This is a genomic window from Bradyrhizobium roseum, from assembly GCF_030413175.1.
Taxonomy (GTDB): Bacteria; Pseudomonadota; Alphaproteobacteria; order Rhizobiales; family Xanthobacteraceae; genus Bradyrhizobium; species Bradyrhizobium roseum.
In genome coordinates, this window is sequence record NZ_CP129212.1 from 4,494,616 (window position 1) to 4,519,661 (window position 25,046).

At 60.7% G+C, this 25,046-nt stretch carries 24 protein-coding genes; 6 read left to right on the forward strand and 18 right to left on the reverse strand.

Annotation, left to right across the window (positions count from 1 at the left end; translation table 11 throughout):
- Positions 1 to 399: 399 nt before the first annotated feature.
- The 5 genes from QUH67_RS21505 (at position 400) to QUH67_RS21525 (ending at position 6,217) form a co-directional block, all read left to right on the forward strand.
- Positions 400 to 1,062: a methyltransferase domain-containing protein gene (locus QUH67_RS21505; RefSeq protein ID WP_300941014.1), complete on the forward strand. Its 663-nt coding sequence runs from the start codon at positions 400 to 402 to the stop codon at positions 1,060 to 1,062.
- A complete protein-coding gene (locus QUH67_RS21510; protein WP_300941016.1) occupies positions 1,059 to 1,658 on the forward strand; it encodes a class I SAM-dependent methyltransferase in 600 nt (199 codons plus the stop codon). The genes QUH67_RS21505 and QUH67_RS21510 overlap by 4 nt, the downstream gene beginning before the upstream one ends.
- Before the next feature lie 5 nt (positions 1,659 to 1,663).
- A complete protein-coding gene (locus QUH67_RS21515) occupies positions 1,664 to 2,449 on the forward strand; it encodes a nucleoside phosphorylase (RefSeq protein WP_300941018.1) in 786 nt (261 codons plus the stop codon).
- Between the two features lie 292 nt (positions 2,450 to 2,741).
- Positions 2,742 to 4,736: a methyl-accepting chemotaxis protein gene (locus QUH67_RS21520; RefSeq protein WP_320416086.1), complete on the forward strand. Its 1,995-nt coding sequence runs from the start codon at positions 2,742 to 2,744 to the stop codon at positions 4,734 to 4,736.
- A gap of 374 nt (positions 4,737 to 5,110) precedes the next feature.
- A complete protein-coding gene (locus tag QUH67_RS21525; protein ID WP_300941021.1) occupies positions 5,111 to 6,217 on the forward strand; it encodes a PAS domain-containing protein in 1,107 nt (368 codons plus the stop codon).
- An 81-nt stretch (positions 6,218 to 6,298) separates the two neighbouring features.
- On the opposite strand, the gene QUH67_RS21530 is transcribed toward QUH67_RS21525, so the two are convergent.
- From QUH67_RS21530 to QUH67_RS21580, 11 genes are all read right to left on the reverse strand, one after another.
- Positions 6,299 to 6,583: a hypothetical protein gene (locus QUH67_RS21530; protein ID WP_300941022.1), complete on the reverse strand. Its 285-nt coding sequence runs from the start codon at positions 6,581 to 6,583 to the stop codon at positions 6,299 to 6,301.
- Positions 6,584 to 6,942: 359 nt separating this feature from the next.
- Entirely contained in the window at positions 6,943 to 8,070 is a 1,128-nt protein-coding gene (locus tag QUH67_RS21535) for an MFS transporter (protein ID WP_300941023.1), read from the reverse strand.
- Positions 8,071 to 8,170: 100 nt separating this feature from the next.
- Positions 8,171 to 8,812 carry a ribbon-helix-helix protein, CopG family gene (locus QUH67_RS21540; RefSeq protein WP_300941025.1) on the reverse strand — a complete coding sequence of 214 codons (642 nt, stop codon included), beginning with the start codon at positions 8,810 to 8,812 and terminating at the stop codon, positions 8,171 to 8,173.
- A 151-nt stretch (positions 8,813 to 8,963) separates the two neighbouring features.
- On the reverse strand, positions 8,964 to 10,718 hold the full coding sequence (locus QUH67_RS21545; RefSeq protein ID WP_300941028.1) for a relaxase/mobilization nuclease domain-containing protein: 1,755 nt from the start codon (positions 10,716 to 10,718) through the stop codon (positions 8,964 to 8,966).
- Between the two features lie 936 nt (positions 10,719 to 11,654).
- On the reverse strand, positions 11,655 to 12,164 hold the full coding sequence (locus tag QUH67_RS21550) for a S26 family signal peptidase (RefSeq protein WP_300941032.1): 510 nt from the start codon (positions 12,162 to 12,164) through the stop codon (positions 11,655 to 11,657).
- Positions 12,161 to 12,625, reverse strand: a complete 465-nt coding sequence (locus QUH67_RS21555; protein WP_300941038.1) for a DUF2840 domain-containing protein — start codon at positions 12,623 to 12,625, stop codon at positions 12,161 to 12,163. Before QUH67_RS21555 ends, QUH67_RS21550 begins: the two co-directional genes overlap by 4 nt.
- Positions 12,626 to 12,875: 250 nt before the next feature.
- Positions 12,876 to 13,778: a replication initiator protein A gene (locus tag QUH67_RS21560; protein WP_300941039.1), complete on the reverse strand. Its 903-nt coding sequence runs from the start codon at positions 13,776 to 13,778 to the stop codon at positions 12,876 to 12,878.
- A complete protein-coding gene (locus QUH67_RS21565) occupies positions 13,778 to 14,059 on the reverse strand; it encodes a helix-turn-helix transcriptional regulator (RefSeq protein WP_214489757.1) in 282 nt (93 codons plus the stop codon). Before QUH67_RS21565 ends, QUH67_RS21560 begins: the two co-directional genes overlap by 1 nt.
- A gap of 133 nt (positions 14,060 to 14,192) precedes the next feature.
- Positions 14,193 to 14,540, reverse strand: a complete 348-nt coding sequence (locus QUH67_RS21570) for a DUF2285 domain-containing protein (RefSeq protein ID WP_320416087.1) — start codon at positions 14,538 to 14,540, stop codon at positions 14,193 to 14,195.
- A 229-nt stretch (positions 14,541 to 14,769) separates the two neighbouring features.
- On the reverse strand, positions 14,770 to 14,967 hold the full coding sequence (locus tag QUH67_RS21575; protein ID WP_300941042.1) for a transcriptional regulator domain-containing protein: 198 nt from the start codon (positions 14,965 to 14,967) through the stop codon (positions 14,770 to 14,772).
- A gap of 148 nt (positions 14,968 to 15,115) precedes the next feature.
- Positions 15,116 to 15,403: a DNA -binding domain-containing protein gene (locus QUH67_RS21580; protein ID WP_300941043.1), complete on the reverse strand. Its 288-nt coding sequence runs from the start codon at positions 15,401 to 15,403 to the stop codon at positions 15,116 to 15,118.
- 216 nt (positions 15,404 to 15,619) lie between these two features.
- Between QUH67_RS21580 and QUH67_RS21585 the strand changes: the two genes are divergently transcribed.
- A complete protein-coding gene (locus QUH67_RS21585) occupies positions 15,620 to 15,874 on the forward strand; it encodes a helix-turn-helix domain-containing protein (protein WP_214489760.1) in 255 nt (84 codons plus the stop codon).
- A 155-nt stretch (positions 15,875 to 16,029) separates the two neighbouring features.
- Here the strand turns inward: QUH67_RS21585 and QUH67_RS21590 are convergent, their stop codons facing one another.
- The 7 genes from QUH67_RS21590 to QUH67_RS21620 all read right to left on the reverse strand — a co-directional run bounded on the left by QUH67_RS21590 (position 16,030) and on the right by QUH67_RS21620 (position 25,004).
- Positions 16,030 to 16,353 carry a DUF736 domain-containing protein gene (locus QUH67_RS21590; RefSeq protein WP_300941046.1) on the reverse strand — a complete coding sequence of 108 codons (324 nt, stop codon included), beginning with the start codon at positions 16,351 to 16,353 and terminating at the stop codon, positions 16,030 to 16,032.
- A 1-nt stretch (position 16,354) separates the two neighbouring features.
- Entirely contained in the window at positions 16,355 to 16,624 is a 270-nt protein-coding gene (locus QUH67_RS21595) for a hypothetical protein (protein WP_300941047.1), read from the reverse strand.
- A 270-nt stretch (positions 16,625 to 16,894) separates the two neighbouring features.
- Positions 16,895 to 17,383, reverse strand: coding sequence for a hypothetical protein (locus QUH67_RS21600; protein WP_300941049.1), 489 nt, complete (start codon positions 17,381 to 17,383; stop codon positions 16,895 to 16,897).
- A gap of 165 nt (positions 17,384 to 17,548) precedes the next feature.
- Entirely contained in the window at positions 17,549 to 18,490 is a 942-nt protein-coding gene (locus QUH67_RS21605) for a DUF2493 domain-containing protein (RefSeq protein WP_300941050.1), read from the reverse strand.
- A gap of 326 nt (positions 18,491 to 18,816) precedes the next feature.
- Entirely contained in the window at positions 18,817 to 19,884 is a 1,068-nt protein-coding gene (locus QUH67_RS21610; RefSeq protein ID WP_300941052.1) for a DUF7146 domain-containing protein, read from the reverse strand.
- A gap of 1 nt (position 19,885) precedes the next feature.
- Positions 19,886 to 24,229, reverse strand: a complete 4,344-nt coding sequence (locus QUH67_RS21615; RefSeq protein WP_300941054.1) for a strawberry notch-like NTP hydrolase domain-containing protein — start codon at positions 24,227 to 24,229, stop codon at positions 19,886 to 19,888.
- Between the two features lie 265 nt (positions 24,230 to 24,494).
- Positions 24,495 to 25,004: a hypothetical protein gene (locus QUH67_RS21620; protein WP_300941055.1), complete on the reverse strand. Its 510-nt coding sequence runs from the start codon at positions 25,002 to 25,004 to the stop codon at positions 24,495 to 24,497.
- Positions 25,005 to 25,046 lie beyond the last annotated feature (42 nt).

The following is a 25,046-nucleotide window of genomic DNA, read 5'->3' on the forward strand; positions in this document are numbered from 1 at the left end:
ATCACTCCTGCTTGCGCGACAACGACGGCGATGGCGGGGCGGACAGTAGCGCTAAGACCCTACTCACCATTCCAGCCCTCGTTCCACTGGCAAAGAAAGCGCATGCATCTTATCGGCAACTACCGGCAAAGGAAAACCTGCCGACTTGGATGCTGACTTCCGCTTCGGGTCAATCGCGTCGATCTGGCCAAAGGCCAGCCACTTCCGGTCTACCCCAATAACCTGATATATTCAGAACTGGGTCGGCATGTCTCGAAGGTGCCAGGAAGAGACTCGTGCAACGCAGCATTCGCTGGCACGAATATTCATACTTTTGGGTGCCGATAAGTGGCCAGGCAGCTTGTAGCAGTGGTATAGGCCCCATCAGGCAGTTCCACGATCGAAATGCCGGGAGAACGAATGCGCAAACCGCGGTTCATCGCTAAGCAAGGACGCAAGCCATCCGGCCTGCTGGGCCAGATCGTTGTGCGCGTCATGGCAACGGAAACGGCCGACGAAAATGCGTTTGCGTTGGATCTGTTGCAGCTTCAGCCCCAGGACGCCGTACTGGAGATTGGATCTGGCCATGGGGACACTCTGGCGAAGGCGGCCAATGTCGTCTCGCGTGGTTCCCTTTGTGGAATTGATTTCTCAACGGTGATGCACCGCCACGCCATGCGTCGACATCGGCGCTTGGTGGCGGAGAAGCGAATTGAATTTCACTTCGGAAGCAGCGACCAGCTGCCCTTCGATAACCAGTCGTTCGACAAGGTCTTCGCTGTCCATACTGTCTATTTTTGGGAGAAGCCGCTTGATCATCTTGCCGAAGCACGCCGCGTGCTGAAACCGGGAGGTCGCTTCGTTGTCGGCTTTCGTCCGGCGGAAGATACTGGGTTTCGGGCCACGTATCCCAGTGAAATCTACAATATCCGGTCCGAAGCCGAAATTGCTCAATTGGTTAGAGACTCCGACTTCGAGGCGGTCGCATTGCGCCGACATACGCGAGGCGCGTTACAGTTTAGTTTCGTGATTGGTACATCCACGCCAAGGGAGGGTTGCCAACCGGAGGCGACGCGATCATGATGATACCCGGATGCTTTCAAGGCACTGGAATGCCAGACGCAGGCTGGTGGGAGGCACTTTTCCCCGATCCGGCTGCGATCCTCAAATCGGTCAGGTTGTCTCCCGAAAGTGACGCGGTCGATCTTTGTTCCGGCGACGGGTGGTTTACGTTGCAGATGGCACGCATCGCCCGCCACGTTGTTGCCGTCGATATCGATGCTCGATTACTTGAGATCAGCCGCGCAAGACTCAGCGAGTCGAGCGTCACTAATTGTACGTTCGTCGCAGGCGACGCGTATGAACTTCGGACAATGGTGCCAGAGCCGATCGATTTCGTCTTTATGGCCAACGCTTTTCATGGTGTTCCGGACCGGCTGAAGTTGGCTAATGCGATCAAAACGGTGCTCAAGCCGGCAGGTCTGGTGGCCATCGTCAATTGGCACGACCGTCCCCGTGAAGAGACAACAATTCTCGGTGAACCTCGCGGCCCCGAAAGTGGATTGAGATTATCTCCATCCCGTACTATCGAGGCGGTGCAGCCAAGCGGCTTGATGCTTCAAGATATCGTTGAAATCTTGCCTTATCACTATGGAGCCGTGTTTCAGAAACCGGCCTGAGAACAATGCCATCCATTCTGGACAGCAAAAACACGGCCGCGCCATCGGTTTTTCTTCCGGCCGCTTTGTTGCGCGAGGCCCGTCGGCAGAAAAAACTGGCAACCGCAGACGTCCCCGCCATCTGCATCCTCGATCCCGATGGCGACATGGTTCGGCGGCTGCGGGAGAGCGACGAGGCTCAACCTTTCAAACCATGGGCTTGTTATCATACGCAGCTCGATACGTTCATGCTTGCCGGCCAGACAGTCGGTATGGTCGGGTGTGCAGTTGGTGCACCGTTCGCCGTGCTTGTCGCCGAGCAGCTTTTCGCCAGCGGCTGTCGCTTATTGATCAGCTTAACATCTGCTGGACAGATCACGGCGAACACACCGCCACCCTATTTCGTTATCATTGACCGGGCGCTAAGGGATGAGGGCACAAGCTATCACTATGCTGCCCCCTCCGAGTATGCTGAGGCCGCTCCGAGTCTGGTGAAGATGGCGCGCGATGCGCTTGGTTGCGCAAAACAGCAAGTTCTTGTCGGTGCGACGTGGACGACGGATGCGCCGTTTCGGGAAACTGCTGATGCGATCGATCTGGCGAGATCAAAAGGTGCATTGGCCGTCGAGATGGAGGCCGCCGCGCTCTATGCTTTCGCTGCCGCCGCGGGGGTTCCTGTGCTCTGCCTTGCCCACGTTACCAATTCGATGGGACAGGCCGGAGACGACTTCGAAAAGGGCGAGGCCGACGGCACGCGGGATGCATTTGCGGTGCTTGCGCGCCTCGTCAATGCGTTCCAGGGGCTTTCCTAAACGCGGCGAATGGTCCAAGCGAGCAAATTGGTGCGTCAGTCGCCGAGCGCCGCAAGCAAGACGACCAGGACGCTAGTCGCCGCATCCGTTCAGGTTCACTAGGCGGCCTGCCAATCGCTGCAATCGCGGATTGCTTCGACCAAGATTGGACATGCCGGTACGAGTCAATCACCGTGGAACTACGGGCACTAACTCACGTGAATCCTTTAGGCTATTTCGGATAAACTTGACGATGCACCGCTATCGTTGATGCCATGCCGCTCCATATCAGGCATTTTTAGTCAGGCTACCCATGAAAATGAGTTTGTCGATCTCCAAGATCATCGTCACGTTCGGTCTGTTGCTGGTGCTGGGCTTCACTGCCGTCGTTGGCACCGGCGTTTACTCGCTGCGTGAGCTGAAAGTTGGTGGCCCCCTTTACTCCGATATCAAGCTGGGCAACGACTTGGTTGCCGATATCCTTCCTCCGCCGGCCTATGTGCTAGAAGCGTATCTTGAAGCAACGCTCGCGATGCGCGAGCCAAGCGAAGCGGCAACTCACGGTGAGCGTCTAGTCCAACTCCGCAAGGATTATGATGATCGCAAGGTGTTTTGGACTGGATCATCGCTCGAACCCGATTTGAAGGCAGCACTGGTTTCGAAGTCTGACAGCGAGGTGCAAACGTTCTGGAGCCTGATGTTCGACCGGATACTTCCGACCCTAAAGAGCAAAGACTTGGCCTCAGCGGAGCGAGCTTATGCGCAACTGAAGGACGTTTATGCAGCGCACCGCGGCATCATTGACAATGTTGTCGAGCGCGCGAACAAGCGGAATGCGGACATGGAAAAGCTCGCGGCCGAGCGCGATGCCCGTATTTCATGGATTACATGGAGCGTTTCTTTCGCTGTCTTGGCGTTGATTGTCACTGGTCTTGCCTTTATTGCGCTGGGTGTCGTGCGCCCGATCGTATGCATGACCGGAGCGATGCAGGAACTTGCCGCCGGTGATCTCTCTGCTGGCGTTCCATATGCCGGTCGTCGAGACGAGGTTGGTGCGATGGCTGCCGCCCTAGTCATATTCAAGCAAAGCGCATCGGAAAACGCACAGCTTCGCGAGGAGCAGTTGCGCGGCGAAGAGCAGGCCGCTACCGCCAAGCGCCGTGCCATACTTGAAATGGCCGACACGGTGGAACGCGAGAGCGCCTCCGCCGTGGAGACGACATCAGCTTCGACCCAGCACGTGCAGGAAACCGCCGCTTCATTGTGCGAAATTGCTCGCGACCTGTCCGTGGAGTCGCAGGCAGTCGCCGCTGCCTCTGAACACGCATTGGCCAGTGCAGAGACGGTCTCCTCGGCGGCCGAAGAGTTAACTAGCTCCATTCGCGAAATCGCTTCTCAGATCGCTCGCACCAGCGAAGTAACCAAATCTGCTGTTGCTGGACGCGAACATGCGAGTGGCACGATTCGGGCACTCTCGGAATCGGTGCGCAGGATCGCGGAAGTAACCGATATCATCGGCAGCATCGCCGGTCAGACCAACCTGCTGGCTCTCAACGCAACGATCGAAGCGGCGCGCGCTGGCGATGCCGGGCGCGGGTTCGCTGTGGTTGCCGCAGAGGTCAAGTCCCTATCGACCCAGACGGCCAAATCCACCGAAGAGATCGCCCGTCTGATCGCTGAAATCCAGTCATCGACCGAAGCCGCGGTTGCATCTGTCGAGGCAATGGGAGGCCACATTCTGGAGATCGACGGGGTGGCGACCGCAGTTGCTGCAGCGATGGAGGAGCAAGATGCGGCTACCCGAGAGATTGCCCGGTCGATCTCCGAATCTGCAGGAGCAGCTCGGGAAGTTTCCGCCAAGATTGCAAACGTCAGTCTAGATGCGGATTCAGTGAACGAGCGGGCCGCCGACATGAGCCGGACAATTGCCAGCGTCTCAACCGGCCTCGCGTCGCTTCAATCCGTTCTGGTGCGCACGGTGCGAGGGGCTACCACCGAAGCAGACCGCCGCTCCAGCAAGCGCTATCCGCCGAATTCCCAAGTTACCGTAACCGATAGCAGACGCACGGAGCATTCCACCACGCTTGTGGACATCTCGGAAGGCGGAGCCCGGGTTCGGTGTGTTCCGCAACTCCAGGTCGGCGAGACCGCCACCCTGAGGATCAGTTCGTTTGCTCCGGCGCTCCCTTTCGTCGTGCGAAATCATGATGGCGAGGCTGCAAATGTCGCCTTCAGGCTGTCAGATGAGTTAAAAGATCAATTGGGGATGTGGATAGCCCGCAATTTCCATCGTGACGCAGCTGCCTGATCCGAGCGCTGTAACAGGCAAACAGTCTGACCCGCTCCCACCACTGGACGCGAACCAGCGCCACGCATAGGGGTCCGCGAATGTGCCGAACAGCGACGTTGGCTTGCGTGAGTGTCGCGCGCGGATTTTCTGCTGCGCAAGTCATGCTTCTTTTAAGCCGTCTATCATGTCCACGGTGGAATGATCTCCGTGCACAATCTAAGGGCGCCAACAATGCTACCTCGGATTTACGATCCGCAATTAAGACCCACGGGCCGTGTGGCGCTTACCGAGTAAGCCGTCAGAATTTCAGCAACAACCCAAGCCAAGGCGCTTAGCTTTACGTATCATATTAGGACCATCCTTTAATCGAATCATTTGGAAGGCCAGCCGTTGTGCCAGAGAGGGAACTTGACCACGTCGATAAATTTCCTCGCGCCTTCCTCGATAATCTCGGGGTTGGAATATCGTTGGTCGATGTCGCCCGCGGACAAATAGTCTTTGCCAACACTGAATGTGCGCGCATTTTTGGATGCTCGCAGCAGGAACTGAACAGCGGTCAGATCACATTTATCGAATTGACGCATCCTGAGGATCGCGATCGGAATCTTGCCGAGCATCACCGGCTGTTGAAGGGTGAAATCCGTCAGTATCGGCTGAGAAAGCGATACCTGAGGCGGGACGGCAGTGTCGTTTGGGCCAGGGTCGCGGTGAACGGCATTAGTGACAGCGCGGGTACCTTGCGATGGTGCTGCGCTGTTCTAGAAGACATAACCGAAAAAGTGCGGCTTGAGCAGCAATTGTCGCTAGCGGTAAGAGTCTCCGGAATGGCGACCTGGAGCTATGTCGTCAGGACGAATACGTCGGAGACCTCTAAAACTTACAATTCCGTGTTTGGTGTTGGGGAAAACGAGGGGGCGCCGAGCTTGGATGAGCTGCTTAGGCGTGTGCATCCCGACGACCGAAAATCCGTAGCGACAACAATCCAGCGAGCCATAGCAACCGGTAGCGGCTACGCACAGGAATACAGAATCGTTCAGGAGAACGGGCACGTACGTTGGCTGCGAAGTATGGCCAGTTGTACGCTAGACACCGCGGGATGTGTCACCCACCTTTTCGGCGCGACGATCGATATAACAGAGAGTAAAAATCGAATTCAGCACCGTTCGCCAAAGCAGATGAGCGAAATGCTAGCCTATATTGACGAAAATTGGAATGAGCCGCTTTCAATCGACCTGCTTGCGAAACAAGCTGGATGCAGTTCAAGAAAGATTCACAGATTTTTTGCGTCGGAAGGTACGACAGCGGTCGCGCATATCAAGAAAGTTCGGTTGCGCCACTCGCGTCAACAACTGAGCAATCCCGAGCGGGGCACAACGGTTACCGGCGTCGCGCTAGCTTGTTGTTTCCAGAATGTGGGCCACTTTGCCAGGGACTACCGAAATGAATTCGGTGAATTGCCATCAGAGACGTTGAAGCAGGCCCGAAGCTCCGAAAGATGACTGCGTTCGCCTTTTTCGTCGACCCGGAAATCATCGCATATCGGTCTGGATTAAGCCAACGCCAGCCTCAGGCATGAGATCCTAAATGATGATCGAAGCTGCTTTAGCCTTTAGCAACTCTACGGAAAGGTGCACCAACTTCTTTTCTATGCCGTTCAACAGTTTCAGTGTCTTTTCGCGCACGTCCGGATCTTCTGTACTTATCGCTATCGCAACTACAATTGCGACGTCTCTTTCGAGGGCATTTCTTGCCCGTTTTAACGAAGGAACGCTTCCGGCTTCGGTCGCAAGATACTGATGAGGCGCTACTGTTGAGCCAGCGCGCCGCTGATTTTCTAGTTTCCCGAATTGAACTACTTCGCCCATGAGAGGGTCTCGAATCCCGTTCTTTGTCTCTTTGTAGGCGGAGTCTAAGCTAAATGTTCTTTCGTTTACCCTAGGCCGAAAGCCGCCGTGGTGCTCCAGATCTGCCATTGGAAGCGGTGGGCCGACAGGTCTAATGCCGCAGTGGATCACTCGCGTCGGATGTGCCGAACCACGGCGACTTCCGGTCTACCCCAGTGAACGGATATTCTCAGGATGCGCGGGCATGCGTTGCAGCGGCTTGAGGGAGAATGCATCAAGTTCATTCCGCTCGCCTCGTCTCGTCAGAATCCAAGTTAGCGCAAACCAAACCCCGGCTACGATCTGAAGCCCTACGTTGAATGCAAACGCGGCCTGGTAGGCTATCTCAGGATAGTGCCCATTGGTGGATCCCAAAGCTGAAGCACTAAGCCCGTCACGTATTGCACGACAAACGCACCACCGATGTGGAAGAGGTTAAGAGCCGCATTCGCCCTACCCGCCAGTTCCTTTGGGAAATACTCGGCCAGGATAGCGTAACTGAGAACAGTTCCAGCACCGACTGCCGCCACGACGATCCACGGGACATATGACGGGAGCGGCCATCGCATGATCAATGCCAACTGGGCCCCGATGAACACCGTGGCGACAAGGCCCAACGGGCCCCGCGGCCCGATCCCACGTCGGCGCGCGCGATCGGCCACAACGCCCCACAGAAGCCCGCCCAAGCTCAAGGCGATTGCCATAACAAGCAAATGCCAGAGTAGTCCCGACCGGTCGACGCGCTCGACATCGCTGAGCCATGGCGCCGCCCACAGTCCTTGCAACGCCCATGCCGTCCCGATGCAGGCGGCTGAAACCGGAGCCAGGCGCCAGAAGCGTGGGTCGGCATAAACTGTCCTTAGACTTTTAGGCGTTGGTCCGCCCGCTACCGACATAAGTGTCGGCACCTCTGGGACAGCAAGATAGATGACAAGAGCGCAACCGGCCGAGACAATCGCGAGCAGCGCAAACAATGCTCGCCAGCCCATTGAGACCAGCAGAAATTCTGCAGGCAAAGTTGCCGTCAGAGCGCCCAAGCCCCCCAGCATGATCGTCAGGCCGTTGAGCAATGGCACCCGTTCGCTGGGAAACCAGAGCACGAGGGCTTTCAGTCCGGCCGTCAATGACGCTGCGACACCAAGACCGATCAGCGCTCGACCGCAGAGGAGCAGCCAAAAACTATCCGAGACGGCGAATAGTGCTGCGCCCAGAGCTGCGGCAACCATCACGACACTTTGGATTGCCCCCGGCCCATAACGGTCCAACAAGATGCCGATCGGAATCTGGGCTGCCGCGAAGGTCAGGTAGTAAACGGACGTCAGCAGGCCGAGATCGCCAGCGCTGAGGCCAAATTCCGACGTCAAAGAGCCGGCGACCGTCGCATTGATCGTCCGGAATAGAAACGAGAGATAGTAAGCGGCAACGAACGGCAGGAACACCCGCAGAATCAGGTGCCAGTTTTCTGTCAAGCCGCCGACACCTCGGCGTCGGGTCGCAAGGCTGGACAGTCGGGACCGTGGTGGCTGTTCGACCGATTCTTCGTGAGCAATTGTCTCTTTCGCAACAGGTCTAGTGCAGAGGCAGTCCCGCCTTCCCTGGAAAGTTGAACAGGCTGCCGCCCTCCCGGACGGCAGTGGCGTGCTCTACTTCGAGGCTGACCGGGTTTGACGTGCGGAGATCTGCCTCGTGAACTGGCGAGGAGGTCTTTGCCACTCCCTTACCAAAATCGTCAGCTAGAGTACCTCTCTTGTAGCCGAGCCGATCCACCGTCTCATGCACGAGCGAAGTCCCCGACTGAACGCGCCGCCAAACCTGTGTCGCAAATTCATCGAACCGCTCCGACCCTAGCGCACACGCGGCCCGCAGTGCTGCTGCCGGTAGCGGCGGCGTGACCGCAAGCTGGTATCGAGCCTGCAGCGCGACACTCTCGTTGACAACCCTAAGATCCCGATCGAGCTGTTCGAGCTGGCGGCTCATAAGAGAAAGGCGGCGATCTACCGGGAGATTATCGCTATCCTCGTCCGAACCGAAGAACTGAGCCAGGGCGGCCTCAACGAGCGCCGACTTGCTGGCGCCAGGACGTTTGGCGGCTGCCGCTAGCCGCGCGGCCATCTGCTCCGAGAGGTAGACGCCAATTCTGGGCTTCATCGTTGACCCTTTGAAATCCTGATTTCCTGCAGTGCGCGTCTGAAGCAGCGGCGCGCTGAACAAAAGGGGCTGCTCACGTCCCCGAGCAACTGCTCAATCGCAACCATCGTGCGTTCGGATAGATCGGCGTAGAGGAAGGCCGATCGAGATTGCATGGCACGTGGCGGCCGGCGCGAGGTGCGACCTGGCGCGGAAGTGCCGGGCAGTCCGCCAATCAGATTCCCAGGCTAATTTTCCTTCCGAAGCTCCAGGTCACCCCGCCTCCGCGTGCCGCGACGCCGGATACCTGTCGATCGAGATGCTGCTCCAATGCCGGTCGCCAAGGCACGAGCTGGAATCCAAGCCCGTCATCGATCATGGCAAACCGGCCAGACGACAGTATTACGCGCTGACGATAGACGCCCGCGATGCGCTCGCCCTCCGACGAAGGAGTATGCGATAACCCCGTCTCGGCCGAGAGTCTTGCAACCGTCGCATCGAGTTCCCGCCGCCTTAGCGTGTTGAGGAGATCGCGAGCAAAGATGACCCTTGCCCCCTGTCGCCGCGCAAGGCCCTCGCCTGCGAGATAGTCAACCCGGCGCTCCATGGCTTCGCGCAGTTCGGATCCGAAACCGCCGCTCGCCACGATCGAATCCCGCGCGAGCAATTGCCGGTCAATCCAGGTCGCTCCCGGCGCCGTGATCTGGGCTTCAACACTAAGATCCGATCGGGTGGCGAGCGAAAGCCGCTCAGCGCCTCTCGCATCCTCGTAAGACCGCGCCTCCACGATTGCGCCGGGCGCCGCATCGCCGGTCATTTCAATATCGGTGAACCGGATGTGATGCGTTCGTCCATCGATCCCCTCGACGATCGCATAGGCCGAGCCTTTCAGTTCGTCATGCAGTCCGCGCTCGACCAGACGCCCTAGCACGGGATCTGTCGGTTCCTCGCCGTGCAAGGCAAAGCCGGAGACATCCGGCTCGCGGCCACGAGCGCTCATCGCCCGATGCATGGTCTTGATGACATCGCCGCGAATCGACAGGTCACGCAGCCTGTCCTCAATACCAGGCTTGAGGGTCCAGCGGCCCGGTGCAATCTGTTCTGCAACACCGAGGCGTTCCAGCCTCGCTGCCCGACCGACCATCAGCCGTCGGAGCCCCAAGTCTTCGCCTGACGCATTTGGCCGAAGGTTCGCCACGCCGGCGCCCTCGTCGGCGGCGACACGCAGCGCCCGATCGAGGCTGGTCCAACGTTCGGCCTCAACCTCCCTTTCCAGGGCGGATTGGATGTCCCGTTCGCTGCGCGGACCGAGTTCGAGCGTAACCCGCTCGGCAGCGCGATCCCGAAACCCGCGGCTGATGTAGTCCCGGCTGATGACCAGATCCTGGCCATCCTCCGCGCGGCCGCGGATCAGAACATGAATATGCGGATTGTCGGTATTCCAGTGGTCGACCGCGATCCAGTCCAGTTTGGTCCCAAGATCCCGAGCGACGTCGGTCATCAACTCGCGGGTGAACGTGCGGAGGTCGCCGAGCTCGGCGGCATCCTCCGGAGAAATGATAAATCGAAAATGATGGCGGTCGTCCTTGCAGCGTTCGGCAAAGGCGCGTTCATCCGCCGCATCTGATTTCGCGTCGATCATCCGGGCGTCCGCACCGTCGCGTGTCACTCCCTCGCGCTTCAAGTAAGTGATGTGCTTGGACAGTGGTGCCGAGCGAAAGCGGGTGCCGTGGTGACGGACCACGCGCGCCTTCATCACCACACGTCGCGAGGTCGAGCGGAGCGACAAGGAGAGCGCGGCACGCCGGCCCCGTCCGAAATGTGACCGGCTCGCTCCACCTTTACCGCGGCCGAAACTGTCGCCGACATGCCCAGCCTTCTTGGCCGCTCGCATGACCTGGCCGACAAAGCTCTTCGAACGCGCGGAGCTACGTCCGCGGTCGCGAATGCGGCCAGGGCGAACACGAAGTTCATCGTCGCGCTGGCTCATGATGGCTTCCCTGCAAACTTGCGCAGGCCGACGGCGCCGGCTGCGTTGATTTCCTTGACGATTTGGAAGGGAGCGACGGCTAGATCACTTTCGATACTCTTCAAAACCTCAACTCCACCAACCACATGCGCCCGACCGAAGGCGGCGCTTTTCCCTTGCCATCCACAGTCGCTGGTTCCCAGGGCCCAACTTCCAGGCCAACAGACTCCCGGTACTCGTGGCGATTTGCGACAAAATCCAGTTCGGGTCATGCGGTGGATCCTCCGACGGCAACTACCGAACAGCTCGGCTGGTGACCGATTCATTGCGAAGGAGCCGCCGCGACTTGGCAGTTGACGTGCGAAGCCCCCACTGTTTGCGAGCCAGGCGAGCGTTTGCGATAGCGATCGTTACCCGAAGGGCCGAGACACCCGCAGGGTGGCTCGGTGAGGAGCGAAGCGACGAGTAGAGCGCGGGCCGAAGGCATCGCCCGTACGCCTCATGACTTGGTGCAGCGCCTCGAATGCAAACCGAATGTCCGTCACGCTGCGCCCGCCCGCTCAACAAACAGCCGCTCGACAGCAGGCAACCCCCGCCAAGGAAGTGCACGCCTGCCGTCATCTGCGGCATGTTCACGCTGCTCGTTGTCCAGCAATCGTATGACCGCCGCGACGTAGGCCGTCGTTCCGCATGGAAGCTGATGGCGGTGCGGTCCGTGCGCGCACGCCAGGCTCGAAGAGCGCGGAACCAGCGATCCGACACACGAATGGCGCGACCGCCAACATAGCAAGATTCGTCGGATCGAACGAAGCGACACTGCCGAGCCAGCAAGCTCGCAGACACGCGCTTTCCGCTGCAGGCTGTGAGAACGATGCTTCACTGTTGGCCGGCAAGGAAAGAGTGGAGGCCCTTCGGAGGAGCCGTCATCCGTCGGGTTGTTGAGGAGTTCGTGCATGATCACTCCTCGTTGGTCCACACGGGTACCGCTCTGCCGATCACTGCGGAGGCAGGAAGTGGCCCGAAGTAGCGGCTGTCCAGCGAGTCGGTTGACTGCCAGTTCATGACAAAGATTTCGCCATCAGCAATGACGCGGCATCCGTTCCAGGCCGGAAGCGGACGGCCTCTCCCGTCGCGTTCCTGCGCCTGGCCGACCTCGACGCCGTCGACGGTGATCGTCAGGCGGCTTCGGCAAACCTTCTGCCCGGGGAGGGCCAGCACGCGCTTCAGCATGGGGACACCGATCGGCAGATAACCATTGAGATCAAGGAATGCAGCAAGGAAATCTGGCGGCTGAATCGCGACAAGTTCGGTAACGGCCAATGTGGTCATCGGATGAAGGCGGTAAAGACCGGTTGGAACGCTGTTCGATGCATTCCATATGTAGCGTGGTGGCGCTCTTTCGATCGTTGAAAGCAGAAGAACGGTTACCACAGATGCCGTGAGAACTGTCGCACGCCGGGCGCTCATGACATCATCCTGCGCCGATGGAGCCAGGCCTGGTGCCGGGACCGGGTGTATGTCCGAGGTACTTCGTTGACCGACAACCGGTTATGCGCATGGTGCCAGTAATCGGGCGCGGCGTCGGCAGGATCGATGCCGAGCGCCTCAACGGCATCGATCAGCTGCATTACGCGCTGGACCCTCGGCCAGCCTGACAGACGCAAAAGGATCTCGCCACCGGGTTTGACGTAAGGAACAGTCGAGCAGCGCTGGCCGGGTGCTACCGCCCGCAAGATGTCGATGCGGGAAACGACCGTCCCAAAATCGTTCGACATCCAGCGCACGAACGCAAAAATGCTGCCGGGCGCGAATGAAAGGACCCGCCTGCGACGATCGAGGATTCGTTCCTCGGCGATACGACCGAAACGGATGCGATTCTCGATGCGACCTTCAAGCCATAGCAGCTCAACCTGCGTGAGATCGCTCATGCGGCTGCTCCATCTGCTCGGGGGTCAAACGCCTTGGTCCGCCCAAGCAGGCGGCGCAGCGCCCACTTACCAACAGGCTGGAAAACGACCGTCCCCGTTAGAAGGAACCCGAAGGATTCCAGGTTAGTAAAGTTACGGCCGCGACAAGCTACTGAGTACCAAGACGTTTCATCCGATTTTGGTCCTCGATAGCACGAGGATCGGGTCCTCGATGGCACGTGAATCCCGGTCCCCGATAGCACGAGCTGATTCACAGGTTTTCCCCCGTGCGACAGAAACCACGCTTGCGCAGACGTTCTACAAACGGATCGACGGGAGTCGGCGTAAAGACGAGACGTTCAGCGCCTCGAGGTCCCGGTCGGATGAAAAGACGGTAGCCAGGCATTGCCTGGCGACGGACTATTTCGCGCAGGTCGTAGGCAAAATGTTTGAGCGGCGAGAGGCTGCCGGACTTGGCGTGGAGATGAACAAGATCGAAACTCCAGCCGCCTTGCTGATGGCCGCCGTGCTTACGGACGACCCGATAAAGCCAACGCTCAAGTCCACCTGTCAGGTCGAAATAGGCCCGGTCGATCGTGAGCACGAGCGCGTCGTCCAATACACCGCCGTAGAACCAGTCTGGCAGGATCAACTCCAGTCCACGCGGGCGGCCGTGCACATCCGCGGTCTCCTTCCACTCGTTAATCCAGGAGAACCGGTGCCGCCGGCGCTCCGTCGGTTGCCGGATCGACGTCATCACGCTGGTCGATTGCAGCCGGTCGAGCGCCGCCTTGAGACGGTCGTAGTCGCGAGCGCTGGTACCGCGGCCGACGAAGGTAAGGATTTCGTAGGGCGTTGTCGCCATCAGGCGGGAGGTCTTCAACCCGCTGTCTCGCGCTTCAACAATCTGCGAAGCCGCCCAGATCAGCACATCCGCGTCCCAGATCGTCGCCATGCCGTGTTCCGGCACAGCCTCGACGCGAATGGCGATCTTGCCAGCGCGGAAGTCGATCGGAACGACGCGCCTGGACTTGGCCAGGGAGAAGAACGGATATGCCATTAGGTCCTGCGCGTCGCGTGCCGCGAGGTCGCCCGGAAGCGCTCGGAACAGGTCGAGCTGTTCGCGCTCTAAGATACCTCGGCGCCAGGCCGGCCGATCATGTTCCCTGGCCATCAGCGTCGCGCCTTGCCCGCGTAGGGAATGGGGCTCGCATGCCGCCTGGCGGGTAGCACCGTGCCGGCGCCTGGATCAGAGGTGGAGGTTTTGGCGCCCCGATCTGCCCAGGCCCTCAGATCCTCCAGCGCATAGACCACGCGCCCACCAAGTTTTCGGTAGGCAGGGCCGGTGCCGTAGGTTCGGTGCTTTTCAAGCGTGCGACCGGAAAGCGAGAGGAACCGCGCAGCCTCGGGCGTGCGCAGATAGCGCGGCGGCAAGCCGGCGTTCGGATCGGGCATTTGAGAGGCTCCATGATCTTCTGGAGCGCCGGCGAGGTTGGCGGCGCGTCGAAGGTCAGGGTGGCGCAGTGAGGGCGCGAAGGGGGATGCCGATGATCGGGAGGTCCGTTTTCGGCACCCCTTGAATGATCGGCTATTGCTTGGGGCGCGACCGCCGAAGCAATGCCCGATAGCTGCCACGCATCAGCGCCAGCCCGCTCTGGACCAGGCGGATCGTGCGGTTACGCAGGTCATGGGTTTTCCAGGCATGATCCGGAATGCGGCTTTTGCCAAACAAGGCTTCTGCGATGGCGCGATAGCTGTTTCCTTCGGCTTGGCCATCGAGGGCGCGGATGGCAAGCGTTATCCGCTGGCGTCTTTGCGCAGACAGCGCAGGAAGTGGCGGTCCCGGCCGCCGTCCGCCAAGAGCCGACCACAGCCGATGCGCGGCGCGCGAGCGAACGTCGAACTCGGCGTCGAGCGGCAGTTCGAGGATCAGCAATGAGGCCTCAGTTGGGGGCTCCCTCAGCCAGAGCCGATGCGTCGTCCCGCCTAACCGGACAACGGCATGCCATCCATCTGACGCACGCCGAAGCTCGGCGCCGGTCAGTTTGGTCAGGTCAAAATCGTACCGACAAGCATCAATCGACGAACGAACACCCGCCGGCAGCACGGTCGGCAGAACCTCGGGCGCCCAGAAGATGGCCTGCGTATCGAAGGAATGGCGGGGGTCAGCTGCGAAAAGAAAGCCCCCATCGCTCTCGGAATTTTTCCTCGCTCAGCGCAGCCTGCGACCCGCCACGCTGTAGCGAGCGGTAATCTTCACGATAGTCGAGATTGCGACGAAGACACTCCCAGGCGAAGTCAGTTGCTTCGGCACTCTGCAGGCTTGCATAGGCATTCGGCGATCTCCAATCGAATTCCGACATCGTACTACTTTCCCCATGCTTAAAAGGACAGGGAATTGCAGCACGAAAATGGGGACCCTTTATGGTTGCACGATACGCTGTCGCTATTGCGTCATTCAGCTTTGCAATCAAGGGACAAACAAGAAGTCATCTTTCTGTCAAATGGAATTCACTTTCCATCTTCTCGCCGGCCTCGATGCAGCAGATGACGATAGCCCTGGTCCGCCATCCATTTCGCGCGAGCAAGATGGGTGTCGAACGCACGGCGTGCACGTTCCGGCTCCCGGACGGCATCAATGTGGAGGATGAGGCGCGCCGCTTCGCGCCAATCCGCGTTATCGGCCTCGGCGTCGAGCAGGCGCAAGTAGGTGACGACGTGTTCCTCGTCATACACTGTCAGGACGGGATCATCGGGAGCCGTATCTGCAACATTGGGATCGAGCGGTGGCGACGGCATTGAAACTCCTACTATTTTCTAGAAGCTTCGACCTCGGGACATCTTAGCTGCCCTCAGGCGATCTTTGTACTGGGAAGCCCGGCCGCTTAGAGGCTTTGTTGGCCCCAAAAGATTAACCAACCGTTTGTACGGAACGTTCCCACCCGTCGGATATCACGCGCGATTGTAGAGAATACTCCGTGGTGAAATACTCTTCAAGGCGCTGCCCTCTCACGTATGGAGATACGAGAGGTACTCGCGCTCAATCTGAGGAAGCTTCGACGGGCACGCGGCTTTTCGCAGGAAGAGTTGGCGCACCGTGCCAAAATCGACCGTACCTATATCAGCTCGCTTGAACGAAACCTTTACGCCGCCGGCATCGACGTGGTGGACAGGCTCGGACGGGCTCTTGGGGTCGAAGCCGCAGATCTTCTCAGGCTTCCCCCTGCCGAATCAGGCGAACGAAAGAAGCGGACGCCGTCCAAGCGTTGAAATCGAAATTTGGATCGGGTGCTGGTGCAACGCCTTTTCGCGAGCCGGGCCTAAAGGCAAGCCAGGCCGGACGCAGTCCCGCCTTGGCCGATCCTAGCCGAAAATGCAGGAATCAACACCCCGCTCGACGAGCGGGGTGTTGGGTCTGGTTCGGCTCAGTCCCCGTTGGGCTTGCGGCTGCGGGACCAGATCAGGGTGGAGGTCTCGGCGTCTTCGTCGTCGAAGAGGTTGGCGTAGATCGGAGCGTTAAAGCTCGGATCGTCGAGCTTCACCGAAAGATAATCGCGACCCTCGCTGGAGCGCTTCGGCCAGGCGGCCCCGATCTCGGCGCGGCCGACATAGACCCGGTGGCTCGGCGCGTTGTCGCTGGTCCGGTCTGTCTCGGGCACGATGCGGACGCCCTTGGTCTGGAGGCTCAAGGTGACGATCTCGCCCTGTAATTCCTGGCCGGACTTCTTGAATGAACCGATGTTAGCCATGTCACTTCTCCTTAGCTTGTTTCGAGCCCGCGACCACCGCGGCCTCGATGGCGATCTGAAAGCCGAAGGCGATCGACGCCGCACCCGCTTGGGCCGCAGCGCAGCGGAGGATGGCGGCGGTGAGACTTTCTTGGCCCCGCGAGGAATGGGCGAAGCCCAGGGGAAGAAAGTCGATCCGTCCGCCATTGCGGTTCAGGCGATCGAGGCGCAGCCGGCCTTCGGCCAGATCAAGCCAATGAGAGGCAAGGTGCTCGCGTGCTTTGAACAGCATTCGAGGAGATGTGCCCAGCTTTCAATCGGTCCGAACAGGAGACCCTGGCGCCTCCGGGAAGGAAGAGAAAACCTGGCGTACAGAAAGGCGGCCAAGCGTCGACGAGACAAATCGGGCCAACGACAACGCTCCAAGCCTTCAGTATTATCGTCCACCGACGGGATCGTCACCGCCCGTTCGAAGCGCTCCCGCGCGGGCCGTTATCTCTCGGTCACGAAGAACGACAGCCTCCCGCTCCATAGCCAGCCGAGAGATGACGGAGCCGAACGATCACCCGTCTGGGGTCACCGATCCCAAGCGTGGTCCCAAGGGTGATGGAGCCGAACCAGCACCAACGCCCTCGCTGAGAACAGGTGTCGTCGTTATCGCCACGCGGGCCCAAGCGGTGAATCCGATGCCGACCGCGCCGACCAGGGCAAACACTTCCCGCCACCATTCCGAGGAAATGCCGATATGAGCGAGGTTGAACGTCACCTCATAGCCGGCCCACGCCGCGGGAGCCGCGAACAAAAGGGCTATGACAAGACGGATGGCGGGAGAGCGTGTGACAGAGAAGAGATACCGACCGGCCAAAAGTCCGAAGGCACCCGCGACAAAACCAACAGCGATGGCGCCAATGGGACCTATTCCAGTTCGATACGTATACATGCCGGCGGTCATGCCGACAAAGAACGGCAGTGCATAGACTGCGAGCGTGAATAGCGCCCAACAGACGACGCCGAGCCCGGCGATATTGAGAAGAATGCCAATGATGATCATGGTGGGGGGTCCCGTGACAGGTTTTGCAAGGGTTACGCCTCCACCACCACCACGGCGCAGCATTTGGTATAGCCGAAGACATGAGGTGACGGGAGAGGAAATTCGTTGGCGGTACCGCCGTCTGGTCAAGACGGAAATGTGCCTTTGGTCCGGCAGTAGCGGGGCTTACGCGCCGCCGTCGCCGCCGAACTTCCAGACGGGAATGCCGAGCTTGCGCGCCTTGTCGGCGAGATTGTCTTGAATACCGGTGCCGGGGAATACCATGACGCCAACTGGCAGGACGTCGAGCATCTGGTCGTTGCGCTTGAAGGGTGCCGCCTTGGCGTGGCGGGTCCAGTCCGGCTTGAAGGCGATCTGCGTTACCTTGCGGTGATCGGCCCAGCGGGCGGCGATGCGTTCAGCCCCCTTCGGTGATCCTCCATGCAGCAGGACCATGTCAGGATATTTGGCCCGGACCTTGTCAAGCGTATCCCAGATCAGGCGGTGATCGTTGCAATCGAGTCCACCGGTAAAGGCGATCCTGGTGCCCGCCGGCATCAGCGGCTCAAGGGCGACACGACGTTTGGCTGCGAGAAAGTCGCGGCTGTCGATCATGGCCGAAGTCAGGGTGCGATGGTTCACCAGAGACCCCGAGCGTGGCCGCCAGGCTGAGCCTGTGTGACGCTCGAATTGCTCGGCGGCCTGGTCGCGGAAGAACTCGATGGCGTTGCGGCGTTCGATCAGGGTCATGCCCTCGGCGATGAGGCGTTCCAATTCGACCGAGCGGATTTCCGAGCCATCCTGATCCTTCTGGCTGCGCTTCTGCGCCAACTCATTGCCGTCGAGGTCGCGTTCGATACGCATCGTGGCGCGGTGGAAGAGATTGACGCTTCCCCACAGCAGGTTCTCAAGATCTGGTTCGAGACGGGTCTCGCTGAGCGTCGCGATCAGGGCGTCAAAGATGTCGGCGACGGCGTCGGCGACGGTGTGCGCTTCAGGCAGCGGTCTGGGGTCGGGTTCGTCCTGAAAGGGGCGATAGCCATGGAGTTGGAGTTCGGTGAGAACGTGATCGGTTGGGGATGTCGTGAGCGGCGGATCCCAGGTCTGTTCGTCGCGATCAGTCGTCATGGCGGTTTCCTTTGTCGGAACGGCCGCGCCCATCGCGGCCTTCGTGGCGACGAAAGGCGGCGGGCGGACCGGACCTGCACCGCGAAGCGGCCGAAGCAGAGCGGAGGATGGCGGGAGCCGGCTATTTTGCTTCGCGATGTAAAGCGTCTGTAAGGACGCGACGGAAAATAGCCGGCTCGCGCCATTGCGTGGCCGGGCCGCTTGCCGCAGGGTCGCCCTCTCAGAAGGCCGGGGAGCGATCCTCTACGACCCACCCGGAAACGCCTGCGAACCGGCGCGAGGGAATGCGCAAGACACTGCCTTCGTGGGCCCGTACCGGCGGCGAGTCAGAACTCAATGAAGCGCGCTACGTCCTCCGGGGCGAGTTGCACTCGCAGGGCAGCCCGAAGCGCATCAATGCCGAAACCTCGGAGATCCTCGTTGAAGTCTCCGCAGCGCGGCGACAGGGCGATCGCCTCGATCCCGTTCGCGCCAGCCCGTGCGCTCAAGCTTTCCATTGCATGATCTCCGGCGGGATCGTCGTCGCGAACGATGTAAAGGCGACGCAGTGTGGCCGGAAGGAGAATGGCTGCGAGGTGAGCGGCTGAAAGTGCCGCGGCCATTGGCATATCAGGCAAACCGCAACGGAGCGACAATATGGTTTCGATCCCCTCGCCGGCCGCCATCACGTCGTCTGCGACACCGAAACGAACGGCGTTACCGAGGAGATGGCCCATCGCGCGCCGTGGCGTGTCGATTGGCGCCTTGCCGCTGGCCGAACGATCGAACCCTTGCGGATTGAGGTAGGTACGATGCGCGCCGGTAATCCTTCCGTCAAGATCGGTCACCGCCGCGATCATCGCCGGCCAGGTCTCGGTCGGTTCGTATGGATCCGGGCGGTAGTAGCAGCGCGGATGGAACCGAAGGCTTGCGCAATCGCGAAGAACCGTGATGCCGCGGGCACGGAGATTTGCTTCCGCAAGCGTCCCCGCAATCGGCTGAGACATCGCGAATAGCCGCCGTGCCGATTCCGGAGATTTCCTGGTCGCCGACTTCGGCGATCCAGTCGGTACCACCGAATGACGCGGTGGGTAGTCCGGTTCAGGTCGTGGTAGCCTGAGGAAGCGTCTTGCTTCGCCAGCCACGTCGCGGAAATCGACGAAGCCGCAGCTTTTGCGGATGACGTCGAGCAGATCGCCGTGCTCGCCGGTGGCGGCGTCGGTCCATTTGCCGGCGGTGCGTTTGCCGGATGCATCGCGGCTCAGACGTACGAACATCGAGCGGCCAGCGGCGTTCCTGACATCGCCGACCTGCCAATAGTTTCCGACCCGCCGCCCGTTGGAGAGATAGTGACGGCACACCGCCTCGGCTTCCCGCGCCAGGCGATGCGCCAATTCGGTTGCATCGCGGGGCATGTCACGCCGCCGCAGATTCGGAGATGCGCGAGAGCGGATAGCGCTCCAGCACTTTGCCCAGGATTGCCGGCCCGGAAGCGTCCGTCGGCACGAACAAGCGCAGCTTCCACGAGATGATTTCGTGGAACAGGCCATAGGCTCGCAGCCGGTCCCGCATCGCGTCTGTAAAACCGGACAGTTCGATGCGGTTCACACCCATGACGCGGACGCGACGAAGTTTCAGGCCTTCGGCGAGATCGAGCACGGTCTTGCCGTCCATCAGCGCCGTAAAGGCCCCGTCCGGCGTCAACGTCGCCATACCGGTTGAAAGTGCGCCCACGACCCAAGCCGGCGAGACCTGGCGGCCAATGATGCGCTCGCCGGTATCCAGTTGGAGCCGGTAGACCCGCGTCGACTCGTTGGGCAGGCGCTTCCAGATCGGTAACAACAATCCAGACACGATGTGGATCTCGCTGTCGGTGAATTCCGGTACCTCGGCAACCTCCGCGGTCCAGACACGCGAAAAGGTCTCGCGGTCGGTCTCCTGCCAGTGGGTCTGTGGCATCATCGCCAACGCGACAGTTGGATGCTCCATCGGTCGAATGAGACGCACCCGGCGTTCGACCTCACCGTCGTCAGTCATCAGACTGCGAGCCGGTACCTGCACTGCCGCTCGTCTCGACTGGCTGTTGACCAGGAGCGCGGCGCGCGGATCGGCGAGACGATTGAGCGCGTCGTCGAGGGTAACGGGTCTGTTGCGATCACGTTGGGTGATCGTCAGCAGACGGGTCTCGGCCGACGTGCCGGGATGGGTGTAGATGGTCTGCCGATCGGCGATGGCAAAGGACTCTGCCGTGAGCGTTTCCAATCCGACATCATAGGTACCGCTTGCGATCGCCCCCTCGATGCGCGAGGTCAGCAATCGTTCGAAAGCCGTGAACAGGATGTTCTGCAGATCGATAGTCATCGCCAGCAGACGGTTGAGGAAGGTCGTGATCGGCGGCAATTCGTCCCTGATGCCGTTGGCATCCATAAGCTTGAGCCCTGTGGTATCCTCAAACGTCTGGAGTGAACAATCCTCGACCTTGCCCATGACAAGGAGAACGTAGAGCTGCCGCAGGGCATCGCCGGCATAGTGGCTCTCCAAATTGTCCTCGGATCTGAACAACCCCTGCCCGCCGGTCTGGCGCTGGCCTTTGGTGATGGCGCCGAGGGTGTCGAGACGCCGCGCGATGGTCGAGAGAAAGCGCTTCTCGGCCTTCACGTTGGTCGCGATCGGGCGGAACAGCGGCGGCTGCACCTGGTTGGTGCGGTTGGTACGGCCAAGGCCCTGAATGGCGGCATCGGCCTTCCATCCGGCCTCAAGAAGGTAGTGAACCCGAAGGCGGCGGTTTTTGGCTGACAGCTCCGCATGATAACTGCGTCCGGTACCGCCTGCTTCGGAGAAAACGAGGATGCGCTTGTCGTCATCCATGAACGCCTGGGTTTCGGCGAGATTCGCCGAACCCGCGCGGTTCTCGACCACGAGCCGATCGATGCGATCGGCGCCCCGCTTGCGAACGATCCGGCGCGAACGGCCGGTGACTTCGGCCACCATGTCGGTGCCGAAGCGCTGAACGATCTGATCGAGCGCGCCGTGGACAGGCGTTAACGAGGCGAGTTTTTCGATCAGCCGGTCGCGGCGCGCGACGGCGTCCCGACACTGCACTGGCTGGCCGTCACGGTATACCGGCCGTGACGACAAATTGCCCTCGCTGTCGATGAAGGGCTCGTAGAGCTGGGTCGGGAACGAATGCGCGAGATAATCCAGCACGTATTCGCGCGGGGTAATGTCGACCTGGACGTCGCCCCATTCCTCGGTCGGAATTTCGGCGAGCCGCCGTTCCATCAGCGCCTCGCCGGTCGAAACAATCTGGATCACGGCGGCATGGCCCGCCGCAAGATCGCGATCAATGGCTGCGATCAGCGACGGCATCTTCATCGCCGTAATGAGGTGGTTGAAGAAACGCTGCTTGGCGCTCTCAAAGGCGGAGCGCGCGGCGGACTTCACCTGCGCGTTCAAAGTGCCGGTGGAGCCGGTGATGTTGGCCGCCTGCATCGCCGCATCGAGATTGTTATGGATGACGCTGAACGCGCCCGCATAAGCGTCATAGATGCGACTCTGCTCGTCGGTGAGCGTATGCTCAACCAGCTCGTATTCGACGCCCTCATATGACAGCGATCTGGCGGCATAGAGACCGAGCGCCTTGAGATCGCGCGCCAGTACTTCCATCGCCGCGACACCACCGGCCTCAATCGCCTCAACGAACTCCGCCCGGGTGGCGAATGGGAAATCTTCGCCGCCCCACAGTCCAAGCCGCTGCGCATAGGCGAGATTGTGGACCGTAGTGGCGCCGGTCGCCGAGACGTAGACGATGCGCGCGTTCGGCAAGGCATGTTGCAGGCGAAGCCCCGCGCGGCCCTGTTGTGAAGCGGCCGCGCCGCCACGTTCACCTTTCCCGCCCGCCGCATTCTGCATCGCGTGAGACTCGTCAAAAATGATCACGCCGTCGAAATCCCTGCTCAACCATTCAACGATTTGCCGGACCCGAGAAACCTTCTCGTCACGCGCGTCGGAACGTAGCGTGGCGTAGGTGGTGAAAAGGATGCCCTGCTCCAGACGGATCGGTGTGCCCTGACGGAAACGCGAGAGCGGTGTCACCAGCAGGCGTTCCTGGCCGAGTGCGGACCAGTCACGCTGGGCGTCCTCGATCAGCTTGTCGGATTTGCTGACCCACACTGCACGGCGGCGACCCTTGAGCCAGTTGTCGAGCAGGATACCGGCGACCTGACGGCCCTTGCCGGCGCCAGTTCCATCACCAAGAAACCAGCCACGCCGAAACTGGACGGCGTTCTCGGCGTCCGCGGGCGCAGCCGAGACGAAATCGAACGTCTCGTCGACCGTCCATGATCCCTGGAGAGTGCCGCCATGGGCTTCGCCGGCATAGATCACGGATTCAAGCTGTGCATCCGACAGCAGGCCGTCCGACACCACATTCGCGGGAAGATGCGGCCGATAAGAGGGAATGGGTGGTGCGACCGACGCCATCGCCGTTGACTGCACGAGCATGGTGGGATGGGCTTGGGAGCCGGGAATACGGATCGACTGTAAGCCGTACTGTTCGTAGAGGGCTTCGGTGATGCGGCCGTGCTCGACGGGGTGCCACGCCAGGGTTTCGTAGGCGAGTTCGGTCGCGGCAGGCTCCATCGCCGGAGCTGGGGTGGAGGACGGGCGCATGGCGCAGGCCCGCACCGTTTTGGGAATGACCGGACGCGGGGTCGCTACATTGGCGACAGTCGATCCGATCGGAGACCGAGGTGGCACCTGCTGCATCACCCAGCCGAGCAATATCGCTAAATCCGGCGCCATGCCCGGAGACAGCGGAAACACCGTCGTATCTTCAGCGGGTTCCTTGTCGATCACGGTCAGGCGCGTATCGATGCTGGTGCCGTGTTTGGCGTAGACCGCGCCGTCGATGGCGGCCGAGAACACGACGCGCCCGCGTTCCTGCAAGGCGATGAAGGCGTCCCTCCATGCTGGATTGTCGGGCGCGCAGCTCGCGCCTGATATCGCGACCAGACGACCGCCTTCGGCCAGGCGTGCCAACGCCGAGGAAATATGACGGAGCGCTGCATCGGCCATGCGGCGGTCGACGTTGGCGACGGCCGAGAACGGCGGGTTCATCAGCACGACGCTGGGGACGGTGTCGGTGTTGAGATGATCGTCGATGTGCGCAGCATCGAACGAGGTCACCGCGATGCCGGGAAAGAGGAGTGACAAAAGTCCCGCGCGGGTTTCGGCCAACTCGTTGAGGGCAAGAGATCCCCCGGCGAGTTCGGCGAGGATCGCAAGCAGCCCGGTGCCGGCCGACGGCTCCAGGACAACGTCAGCCGGCGTGATCGCGGCGGCCAGGCTCGCCACAAAACTGAGCGGAATGGGCGTACTGAACTGTTGGAACGTCTCGCTCTCTTCGGAGCGGCGGGTATGGGTAGGAAGAAGGCTGTTGATTTTGACCAGCATCGGCAGCATGGCGACCGGCGATGCGGCGCGTGCGCGCATCGCCGGGGCGAACTTGCGCAGGAACAGCACCGTCGCCGCTTCACAGGCGTCGTAGCCGGTCTTCCAGGCCCAGGCTCCCGAAGCGTCGGTGCCGCCAAAAGCGGCGTCCATGGCGACGCGCAGGAGCGGCGCATCGATGCGACGACCACTTTCGAGATGAGGAAGGAGAAGTTGCGCGGCCAGGCCAATCGCGGCAGATCGGCCTGCGATATCGGAAGCGGCCTCAAAGCACGCGGATGCGGCGGCAGAAGCGGAGATGTATTTCATGGAAGTAACCTCGAAAGAGCGGAGACGGGTCGAGCCGCAGGCGCTCTCTCTCGACCTCGCCGGCTCAAACCCGTCCCGGCCGCGCTCTTCCTTTGACCCGTCCACGAACAAAGGGTCCGACGCATCAGCGTCGGACCCTCGAGTTGCCCGCGATCAAGCCGGTTGCGCCTCCGCCTCGATCAGCCGCCTGGTGTGCTTCTTGACGCTGCAGGCACGATTGATCGGCCCCTGCCCGCTACACGGAACCGCGCGATGGCCGGGAGCCCTACAAGTTAACGGGTACAGTGGATCGCACCGAAGGTAAGGCGGCCCGACCCGCGACGACATCAGCGCCGACCTCATCCTCGGTGACCTCGTTCAGGCGCACGTTGGAATAGCGATGTTGCGTCAACCAGCGCTCGGCCGCTTCGTGGCTTTGGGCTAGATGAAGCAGTTCGGCATTGTCGCCATATTCCTGGAGGATGCGTACCGCGCCGATGGCAGGGCGTCCGACGATCTCGAAGCGGAGATCGCTGTCGAGGGAGTATATACGCCTGACCGTCAGCACCACGACGCCGCCGTTCCCGAAATCGCCCTCGTGGAGTGTGAAGCTGGCAGGCGAGATCCCGTTCGGCCGGTCTCTGGCCGGTTCTTTCCCGACGAGGCGCCCGGCGCCGTTGCGGGTTTCCCACGCCGCGAGCTTCTTTTTGAAACGCGCAGGCGGCCTCGGCGTGCCGTCGGCATAGCGAATGAGTGAACCGAGTGGTGCATTTTCGTAGACGGTGCGAGCAGACATGATTGTTCTCCTGAAACGATGAAAGCCCGGCATGTCCCTGTC

Excerpts from the sequence above, each read along its gene's own strand:
- QUH67_RS21510 (WP_300941016.1), top strand. The coding sequence starts at position 1,059 with ATGATGATACCCGGATGCTTTCAAGGCACTGGAATGCCAGACGCAGGC.
- QUH67_RS21605 (WP_300941050.1), bottom strand. The coding sequence starts at position 18,490 with ATGACGACTGATCGCGACGAACAGACCTGGGATCCGCCGCTCACGACA.
- QUH67_RS21595 (WP_300941047.1), bottom strand. The coding sequence starts at position 16,624 with ATGCTGTTCAAAGCACGCGAGCACCTTGCCTCTCATTGGCTTGATCTG.
- QUH67_RS21530 (WP_300941022.1), bottom strand. The coding sequence starts at position 6,583 with ATGGGCGAAGTAGTTCAATTCGGGAAACTAGAAAATCAGCGGCGCGCT.
- QUH67_RS21575 (WP_300941042.1), bottom strand. The coding sequence starts at position 14,967 with ATGTCGGAATTCGATTGGAGATCGCCGAATGCCTATGCAAGCCTGCAG.
- QUH67_RS21585 (WP_214489760.1), top strand. The coding sequence starts at position 15,620 with ATGGAGATACGAGAGGTACTCGCGCTCAATCTGAGGAAGCTTCGACGG.
- QUH67_RS21505 (WP_300941014.1), top strand. The coding sequence starts at position 400 with ATGCGCAAACCGCGGTTCATCGCTAAGCAAGGACGCAAGCCATCCGGC.
- QUH67_RS21545 (WP_300941028.1), bottom strand. The coding sequence starts at position 10,718 with ATGAGCCAGCGCGACGATGAACTTCGTGTTCGCCCTGGCCGCATTCGC.
- QUH67_RS21610 (WP_300941052.1), bottom strand. The coding sequence starts at position 19,884 with ATGCCCCGCGATGCAACCGAATTGGCGCATCGCCTGGCGCGGGAAGCC.
- QUH67_RS21515 (WP_300941018.1), top strand. The coding sequence starts at position 1,664 with ATGCCATCCATTCTGGACAGCAAAAACACGGCCGCGCCATCGGTTTTT.
- QUH67_RS21520 (WP_320416086.1), top strand. The coding sequence starts at position 2,742 with ATGAAAATGAGTTTGTCGATCTCCAAGATCATCGTCACGTTCGGTCTG.
- QUH67_RS21555 (WP_300941038.1), bottom strand. The coding sequence starts at position 12,625 with ATGAGCGATCTCACGCAGGTTGAGCTGCTATGGCTTGAAGGTCGCATC.
- QUH67_RS21600 (WP_300941049.1), bottom strand. The coding sequence starts at position 17,383 with ATGATCATCATTGGCATTCTTCTCAATATCGCCGGGCTCGGCGTCGTC.
- QUH67_RS21590 (WP_300941046.1), bottom strand. The coding sequence starts at position 16,353 with ATGGCTAACATCGGTTCATTCAAGAAGTCCGGCCAGGAATTACAGGGC.
- QUH67_RS21615 (WP_300941054.1), bottom strand. The coding sequence starts at position 24,229 with ATGAAATACATCTCCGCTTCTGCCGCCGCATCCGCGTGCTTTGAGGCC.
- QUH67_RS21580 (WP_300941043.1), bottom strand. The coding sequence starts at position 15,403 with ATGCCGTCGCCACCGCTCGATCCCAATGTTGCAGATACGGCTCCCGAT.
- QUH67_RS21565 (WP_214489757.1), bottom strand. The coding sequence starts at position 14,059 with ATGCCCGATCCGAACGCCGGCTTGCCGCCGCGCTATCTGCGCACGCCC.
- QUH67_RS21620 (WP_300941055.1), bottom strand. The coding sequence starts at position 25,004 with ATGTCTGCTCGCACCGTCTACGAAAATGCACCACTCGGTTCACTCATT.
- QUH67_RS21550 (WP_300941032.1), bottom strand. The coding sequence starts at position 12,164 with ATGAGCGCCCGGCGTGCGACAGTTCTCACGGCATCTGTGGTAACCGTT.
- QUH67_RS21560 (WP_300941039.1), bottom strand. The coding sequence starts at position 13,778 with ATGGCCAGGGAACATGATCGGCCGGCCTGGCGCCGAGGTATCTTAGAG.